This window comes from Mesorhizobium sp. M7A.F.Ca.CA.002.15.2.1 (genome assembly GCF_003998715.1).
Lineage (GTDB): Bacteria > Pseudomonadota > Alphaproteobacteria > Rhizobiales > Rhizobiaceae > Mesorhizobium > Mesorhizobium ciceri.
The window spans coordinates 1-5,667 of record NZ_RZPI01000360.1; the positions used below are offsets into that span (position 1 = coordinate 1).

The 5,667-nt window shown below is 64.0% G+C and carries 5 protein-coding genes; 2 read left to right on the forward strand and 3 right to left on the reverse strand.

Translation table 11 applies throughout. From position 1 onward, the window contains the following. Positions 1-551 precede the first annotated feature (551 nt). Positions 552-1,229 carry a response regulator gene (locus ENZ74_RS19690; protein ID WP_013532452.1) on the forward strand — a complete coding sequence of 226 codons (678 nt, stop codon included), beginning with the start codon at positions 552-554 and terminating at the stop codon, positions 1,227-1,229. A 13-nt stretch (positions 1,230-1,242) separates the two neighbouring features. Beyond that, a complete protein-coding gene (locus ENZ74_RS19695; RefSeq protein WP_013532453.1) occupies positions 1,243-2,595 on the forward strand; it encodes a sensor histidine kinase in 1,353 nt (450 codons plus the stop codon). A 28-nt stretch (positions 2,596-2,623) separates the two neighbouring features. Here ENZ74_RS19695 and ENZ74_RS19700 read toward each other — a convergent pair whose 3' ends face one another. The 3 genes from ENZ74_RS19700 to ENZ74_RS19710 all read right to left on the reverse strand — a co-directional run bounded on the left by ENZ74_RS19700 (position 2,624) and on the right by ENZ74_RS19710 (position 5,499). Then, positions 2,624-3,502, reverse strand: coding sequence for an ABC transporter permease (locus tag ENZ74_RS19700; RefSeq protein WP_013532454.1), 879 nt, complete (start codon positions 3,500-3,502; stop codon positions 2,624-2,626). 13 nt (positions 3,503-3,515) lie between these two features. Further along, positions 3,516-4,370: an ABC transporter ATP-binding protein gene (locus tag ENZ74_RS19705; protein ID WP_127312937.1), complete on the reverse strand. Its 855-nt coding sequence runs from the start codon at positions 4,368-4,370 to the stop codon at positions 3,516-3,518. 142 nt (positions 4,371-4,512) lie between these two features. Further along, the gene (locus tag ENZ74_RS19710) at positions 4,513-5,499 is read right to left on the reverse strand and encodes an ABC transporter substrate-binding protein (protein ID WP_245265360.1); all 987 of its coding nucleotides are present in this window, start codon (positions 5,497-5,499) and stop codon (positions 4,513-4,515) included. Between the last annotated feature and the right edge of the window lie 168 nt (positions 5,500-5,667).

The window sequence follows — 5,667 nt, forward strand, 5'->3', positions numbered from 1 at the left end:
GTTGGCCGAGCCATAATTGTCGCTGCCGGCAAAAGCAGTGCCCGTGGCAACGAGGATGGCGGCGGCGGTAAGAGCGATCTTGGTCATTTTAATTACTCCAGTATTTGTCATGTCCGTCTAGTGGCGTGCCCTTGGGAGGAATTTCGCGTCGCTCGGACCACCCCGAGATGGGCTCGCGCTGCCGCGGATTCCAATCACGAAGATGTTCCCCCGCGGCTCGAATCCAGGCCTTGAAATTTGACACAGGGTCTCGGCGGTCATAATTTAACTGTTTGAAATCAGACAGTTAATCGATAACGCCCATCACCAGGCGCGACCGCTCGCCAGGCCGGCGTTCACCATCTGCTACACAGTGCGTCAACAGAAATCGAACTGAACGGTTCGGTTTGAAGCGATTGCGCACCATCTGAACTTCTGGATCTCCTACATTTGCCTTGCGGTTGGATCGAGATTATCGCTTGTGCACGATCATCAATCGGGCGCGACTTGGCGGCGCCAGTTGAAGAAGTGGCGGAAATCCGGGTGACCTGCACCCCAGGACAGCGATAGAAATGCGGTTGCTGCTTGTAGAAGACAATCGCGAGCTGGCGGATTGGCTGGGCAAGACCCTGCGTCAGGCGAACTATGTCGTCGACATCGTCCATGATGGCGAGGATGTCGAACACGCGCTCGCCGCCGGTGACCACGCGCTTGTCATCCTCGACCTTGCGCTGCCGCGCATGAGCGGGCTGGAGGTGCTGCGAATGTTGCGGACGCGCGGCAACCGGGTGCCGGTGATCGTGCTGACCGCAAACGCCAGTCTCGACGGCCGGGTCAAGGGCCTCAATGAGGGCGCCGACGACTATCTGGCCAAGCCCTTCCAGATCGAAGAGCTCGAAGCACGAATCCGCGCGCAATTGCGCCGTGCCAATGACCGCACCGCGCCGGTCGTTGCCTGCGGTGATCTCGTCTTCGACACCAACACGCGGCTGTTTTCGCTTGCCGGCGAGGCGCTGGCGCTGACACCGCGCGAGCATGCCGTGCTTGAGCAATTGATGGTCAAGGCCGGACGCACGGTGAGCAAGGCGGCATTGTCGGCCGCGATCTACGATTTCGAGACCGACGCCGATCCCAGCGCCATCGAGATCTACGTGCACCGCGTGCGCAAGAAGCTCGACGGGTCGCGGGTCCAGATCGCCACACTGCGTGGCCTCGGCTACCTGTTGCGCCAAGACGATTTGGCGCCGTGACGATCCTGGCGCCATGAGGATCAACAGCCTCCGCCTGCAATTGCTGGCATGGGTGGTGCTGCCGCTTGCCGGGCTCGCGACCATCAACCTGTGGACCAGCCAGCGCAACGCACTGGCGACCGCGGACCTGGTCACCGACCGGATGCTCGTCGGATCGGCGCGGGCGATTGCCGAGCAGGTCGCCATGGTCGACGGCGTGCTCGATGCCACGGTGCCCCCGGCGGCGATCGAGATGTTCGACACCGGCGACCGCGACAGCGTCTACTATCGCGTCGAGACAGCCGGCGGGCGGCTGCTGACCGGATATCCCGACCTGCCCGAAGCGCCGCAGCATGCCAGTGTCGAGGCCGCCTACCGCGATCACCAGCTGCGGCTCCTGACCCTTGGCCATGCGGTGATCGGCGCCGGCAACGACTCGCCAATATCAGTCACCGTGGGCGTCACCCTTGCCGGCCATGACGCCATGGTCAAACAGCTTTGGTTCAGCGCCTTTGCCCAGCAACTGGCGCTGGTGGCGATTGCCGGCGTGTTCGTGCTGCTCGGCTTGCGTCGCGGCCTGGCGCCGTTGATCCGGCTGCGCGATGCGGTACGCTCGCCAAACCGCAGCGACCTTGACCCCGTCGAAGTGCCCGGTGCGCAAAGCGAGATCCGCCCGCTGATCGACGCCCTCAACGCCTACATGGAGCGCGTGCGGGCGCAGATGGCGGCGCAACGCCGCTTCATCGCCAATGCGGCGCACCAGCTGCGCACGCCCCTGGCGCTGCTGTCGACACAGGCAAGCTATGCGCTTCGCGAAAGTGCCGCCGATGCCCGCCAGGAGGCGCTGGTGGCGCTGCAGGCGAGTTCCGGCAAACTGGCGCGGCTGGCCGAACAGCTCTTGACCCTGTCACGCGCCGAGCCAGGCAGCCGGCGGCCGCGCGCCGACCGCATTGACCTGGCGGAAGCCGCCCGGCACGTGCTGGAAACCCTGGCGCCAACGGCCATCGATCGCAAAATAGATCTCGGCCTCGAGGAGGCTGGCCCCGTTCCGGTCATCGGCGACGGCACCATGCTGCGCGAGATGATCGTCAACCTCGTCGACAACGCACTGCGCTACTCCCGGGCTGAGGGCAGTGTCACGGTGAAGCTGGCGGCCATCGACGGCGAAGCCGTGCTGACGGTCGCCGACGACGGGCCTGGCATTCCGGCGGACGAGCGAGACCATGTCTTCGAGCGCTTCTACCGTATTGCCGGTTCGACCGAGGAAGGCAGCGGGCTGGGACTCGCCATTGTACGCGAGGTCGTCGAAAATGCCGGCGGCCGCGTCACCCTTGGGGATGGCGCGGCCGGCGGTCTGTTGGTTGAGGTCAGGCTGCCGCTGGCCTGACCGGTCAGGCTGCCCCTGGTCTGACCGATCACGTTCCCTGCTCGTTGAACGGCGCCGGCCGCCACTTCACGACATAGTTCTCGAAGCGGGTGATGATGAACTCCACCACCAGCGCCATGACAGCCAGGATGATCATCGCGGCGAACACGCCATTGGCGTTGAAGGCGCCCTGCGCGGTCGAGATCAGCAGGCCCATGCCTTGCTTGGCGCCGAGGAACTCGCCGACCACCGCGCCGACCAGCGCGAAGCCGAAGCTGACATGCAGGCTGGCGAGGATCCAGCTCATCGCCGAAGGAATGATGACGGTGCGGGTGATCTGGAACGGCGAGGCGCCAAGGATCTGGGCATTGGCGATCATTGCCCTGTCGGCCTCGCGCACACCCTGGAAGGCGTTGGCGAAAACAACGAAGAACACCATCACCACGGCAAGCGCCACCTTGGACGCCATGCCGAGGCCGAGCGCGATGATGAACACCGAGCCGAGCACGACGCGCGGCACCGAATTGGCGATCTTGATGTAGATCGAAAAGACATCCGCCAACAGCCGATTGCGGCCGAGGATGATGCCGGCGGCGATGCCGCCAAGGGCACCGATGACAAAGCCGAGGAAGGTTTCCTCCAGCGTCACGTAGATCTGCAGCCAGAGTGGGCCTTGCGAGGTGCCTTCGGTGATCCACGACCAGATCTGCTGCCAGATGCCAGAAGGGCTGGCGAAGAAGAACGGGTCGATGATGTTGTAGTCGGCGCCGAGTTCCCACAGGCCAAGGAAGACGACCAGGATCGCCAGGCGCAAGGAGATGACAAGCGCGTGGCGGCGGCGCAGCCTTGCCCTCGCCCGGGCTTCGGCAACGGCGATGGAAGCATCGCGGACGGCGGCCTGGTTGGCGGTCGGAGAGATTGCGGTCATGCTGTTTCTCCTTTCAATGTCCGGTCTGCAAGGTCCGGCTCTGGCCGAGCTGCACTTCCTCGCGCAGATCGTTCCAGATCACCTTGGCGATCTCGACGAAGTTCGGGTCGTAGCGGATGTCGGCCATGACGCGGGGGCGCGGCAGGTCGATGCGGTAGACGCTCTTGACCGTGCCCGGCCCAGCGGTGAGCACATAGACCTTGTCGGCCAGCGCCACCGCCTCCTCTAGGTCGTGGGTGACGAAGACAACCGAGGATTTCTGCTCCGACCACAGATCCAGCAATTCGTCCTGCATGGCGGTGCGCGTCTGCATGTCGAGCGCGCTGAACGGCTCGTCCATCAAAAGGATCTTGGGCTGGTTGATGAAGGTCTGCGCCAGCGCGACGCGCTTGCGCATGCCGCCCGAAAGCTGGTGCGGATAGTGCTTCTCGAAGCGGCCGAGGCCGACGCGGGCGATCCAGTCGCGGGCGCGGTCGTAGGCCTGCGCCTTTGGCGTGCCGCGATAAAGTGGACCGGCGGCGACATTGTCGATGACACTGCGCCAGGGAAACAGCGCATCCGCCTGGAAGACAAAGCCGATGTCCCGGCTGATATCGGTGACCGGCGTGCCCATGACGCGGACATTGCCGGTCGTCGGCCGCAACAGGCCGGTGACCAGGTTGAGCGTCGTCGACTTGCCGCAGCCGGTCGGCCCGACGACGCAGGCGCACTCGCCGCGCGCCACGGTCATCGTGAAATCGCGGATCGCCGTCATCATGTGCCCGTCGGGCGTGACGAAACGCAAGGTCACATCATCGATGGCGATCGCGGCGTCGGCTTGTGGCGCGGCCTGAGACAGCTTCTCGGCCGCCATGGGTTGCACTTGCATGGCGCACTCCTGTCGCAATGGGGCAAGGGAGCCCGCGGCAGTGCCACGGATCTCCAGGTGTTCGGGAGGCCGCGCCGCTGCCTTCTTGATTCAAGCAGCCGGCGCAAGTCCTTGTTATTCAACGAGTGGTAGGCTGGCGCCGCTATTTGGCAGCGTCGACGAATTCGGTCGTGTAGGTCTTCGACAGGTCGATCTGCTTGCCTTGCAGGCTCTTCGAGAATGTCGAGAGAACCTTGAGCACGGTCGGCGGACCATCGGCCGGCATGCGGCCATCCGGCGTGAACATCGCCTTGCCGCCGGCCAGCCCCTGCACGTAAAGGTCCCGGTTGCCGGCATAATAATCCTTCGGCATCTTGTCGGCGATCTCTTCGGCCGAATGCGTGGCGATGAATTTCATCGTCTTGACGAAGGCATTGGCGAGCTTCTGTGCCTCATCCTTGTGGCCTTCCAGCCAGGAGGACTGGACATAGAAGGACGCCGCCGGATAGTCGCCGCCCAGCGCTTCCTTGGTCTTTTCGGGCGTGCGCATGTCGACCAGGATGCTTGCCTCGCCGGTCTTGAGCAGTTTGGCGATGGTCGGCTCGGTGGTCATGCCGGCCTGGATCTGGTCCTGCTTGACGGCGGCGATGAAGGTGTTGCCGGCGCCGACCGGCAGCAGCGTGTAGTCGCCGGGCTTCAGGCCGCTGCGCACGGCAAGATACTGGGTCAGGAAATCGGTCGAGGAGCCGAGACCGGTGACGCCGAGCGTGGCGCCCTTGAAATCGGCGGGCGACTTGATCTCCGGGTGCTTGGCGGAGACCAGCTCGACCTCACCGGGCGCTTGGCTGAACTGGACGATCGACTGGATGTATTTGCCCTTCGACTGCAGGTCGACGGTGTGATCGTAGAAGCCGACAACGCCTTGGACGGCACCTGCCAGCAGTTCATTTTCGGCCTCGACCCCGGCGCGCGAGTTGAGCAGTTCGACATCGAGCCCCTGGTCCTTGAAGTAGCCGAGCTGCTGGGTGAGCACGGCAGGCAGATAGATCTGCTTTTCCATGCCGCCGACGATGATGGTGATTTTGTCGGCAGCCGAAGCCACCGTGGCGCTTGTGGCTGCAATAGCAAGGCTTAGCGCCGCTGTGCGCAGGGCGCACTTCGAGATGAAACCGGTCACGAAACTTCCTCCACTTGGGCGGCGCGCCATCCCGGCTGCGCCGCATTCCTCCTTACCGGCCGCTCCCGCACCGGTCACACGGCGAACGCCGTAATGACTTCATGGCACGCCCAAGCTTTCAGCTGGCTTTCAGTCGTTTTA

Coding starts and splice junctions, on each gene's coding strand:
- ENZ74_RS19690 (WP_013532452.1), top strand. CDS start 552: ATGCGGTTGCTGCTTGTAGAAGACAATCGCGAGCTGGCGGATTGGCTG.
- ENZ74_RS19695 (WP_013532453.1), top strand. CDS start 1,243: ATGAGGATCAACAGCCTCCGCCTGCAATTGCTGGCATGGGTGGTGCTG.
- ENZ74_RS19700 (WP_013532454.1), bottom strand. CDS start 3,502: ATGACCGCAATCTCTCCGACCGCCAACCAGGCCGCCGTCCGCGATGCT.
- ENZ74_RS19705 (WP_127312937.1), bottom strand. CDS start 4,370: ATGCAAGTGCAACCCATGGCGGCCGAGAAGCTGTCTCAGGCCGCGCCA.